The 1,669-nt window shown below is 56.4% G+C and carries 1 protein-coding gene and 2 pseudogenes; all 3 read left to right on the top strand.

Annotation, left to right across the window (positions count from 1 at the left end; genetic code table 11):
• A pseudogene (locus DC3_RS28725) lies at nucleotides 1-283 on the top strand (sugar ABC transporter substrate-binding protein); the annotation flags it as partial.
• Nucleotides 284-495: 212 nt separating this feature from the next.
• Nucleotides 496-1,413, top strand: coding sequence for a carbohydrate ABC transporter permease (locus tag DC3_RS28720; protein ID WP_146892246.1), 918 nt, complete (start codon nucleotides 496-498; stop codon nucleotides 1,411-1,413).
• Nucleotides 1,410-1,669, top strand: a pseudogene (locus DC3_RS28715) (carbohydrate ABC transporter permease); the annotation flags it as partial. The gene DC3_RS28720 and the pseudogene DC3_RS28715, both read left to right, overlap by 4 nt.

Below are 1,669 nucleotides of genomic sequence, written 5' to 3'. Positions count from 1 at the left end.
AAAATCCACCTATGCCAGCGCGGAGTATCAAAAAGCTGCGGGAGCCTTCGCCAACATCGTGCTGGACTCCATCAACCGTGCCGATCCGACCCGTCCCACCAAGGACCCTGTGCCCTACACTGGCGTGCAGTTTGTCGCCATCCCCGAGTTCCAGGCGCTGGGAACGCAGGTTGGGCAGTACCTTGCTGGCGTGCTCTCCGGTCAGATGACCGTCGATCAGGCCCTCTCCCAGGGACAGGCTGCTGCCAGCAGGGTCAGCACCGAAGGCGGCTACAAGAAGTGATTCCTGAAAGGCTGACTGTCCCTCTCCTGCAGTCAGCCCCATGCAAAAACCGCTGTGGCAATGCAGTTTCACTTCAACTTCTTGATGTCTTCCATCTTCCTGATGCCACAGCAGGTCAGCCCCTCACCTTCTACTTTCTCTGGCTGACCTCACCCTGAGAGGAGGGTTTCACACCCTCCTCTTCCCCCTTCTCCTCCCGGAAAGGAGATTTCATGCTCAGCAATCCAGGCACCGTTCACAGGCCCGAAAAAACGCGCACCTCCATCAATGTCCCTGCAGTGTTGCTGGTGCTTCCTGCCCTGGTTTACCTGATGGTCACCACCCAGCTTCCTTTCCTGATGACGGTGTACTACAGCTTTTTCAGGTGGAATCTGGCCGTGCCTGACAGCAGGCCCTTCATTGGCGTCCAGAATTACCTTTCGCTTTTCACCGAATCCCAGAACCTGCAGGTGATCCTCAACACTGTTGTGCTGATGCTCTCGGTGGTGGTCCTCACTGTGGTGATCGGCGGCGGCATGGCCCTGCTGCTGAACCGCCGTTTTCTGGGGCGTGGCGTGGTCCGAACGCTGTTCATCAGTTCCTTCCTGGTGATGCCCGTGGTCACCGCAGTGGTCTGGAAGAACATGCTGATGAACCCCGTCTTTGGCTTTCTGGGATGGCTCAGCCAGCAACTGGGTTTGCCCGTGGTGGATTACCTCTCGCAGTACCCCATGCAGTCCATCATTGCGATGGTCACCTGGGAATGGACCCCCTTTGCCGCCCTGATTCTACTCACCGGATTGCAGGGCATCCCTGAGGAGCAACTTGAAGCTGCAAGGCTCGATGGGGCCAGTCCACTGCAGGAGTTCTGGTATGTGATTGTTCCCAACTGGATGCGTTCCCTGGAGGTGGTGATCCTGCTGGAAACCATTTTCCTGATGCAGGTCTACGGGGAGATTTACACTGCAACTTCAGGTGGGCCTGGAATCTCGACGACCACCATTCCCTACTTCATCTACCAGAAGGCCTTTGCGGAGTACAACATCGGTCTGGCCTCTGCTGCCGGGGTCATTGCGGTGCTTTTCACCAATCTGGTTGCGATGGTGATTCTCAAAATCATCGGGCGCAACATTCAGGGGGCAAGACCATGAGCCAGGTCAAGGACATCACTGCCATCCACCAGAACGACCAGAGCCGCAAGATTCTTGCCAGTGTGCAAAACAGCCTGCTGACCTCACTGACCTATCTGGTCTTGCTGCTGTTCCTGTTTCCCCTGATGTGGATGATCATTGCTGGATTCAAAACCGAGGCCCAGGCGTTCTCCACCCCTCCCACCTTCTTTTTCACCCCCACCCTGGAAAACTTCCAGACCGCTTTCAGCACCTATACCCCGTTCCTGAAAAACTC

The organism is Deinococcus cellulosilyticus NBRC 106333 = KACC 11606 (assembly GCF_007990775.1).
GTDB classification, from domain to species: Bacteria; Deinococcota; Deinococci; order Deinococcales; family Deinococcaceae; genus Deinococcus_C; species Deinococcus_C cellulosilyticus.
Note: the sequence above shows the minus strand (reverse complement) of the source record. Positions and strands in the feature narration are given on the sequence as shown.

Excerpts from the sequence above, each read along its gene's own strand:
- DC3_RS28720 (WP_146892246.1), top strand. The coding sequence starts at position 496 with ATGCTCAGCAATCCAGGCACCGTTCACAGGCCCGAAAAAACGCGCACC.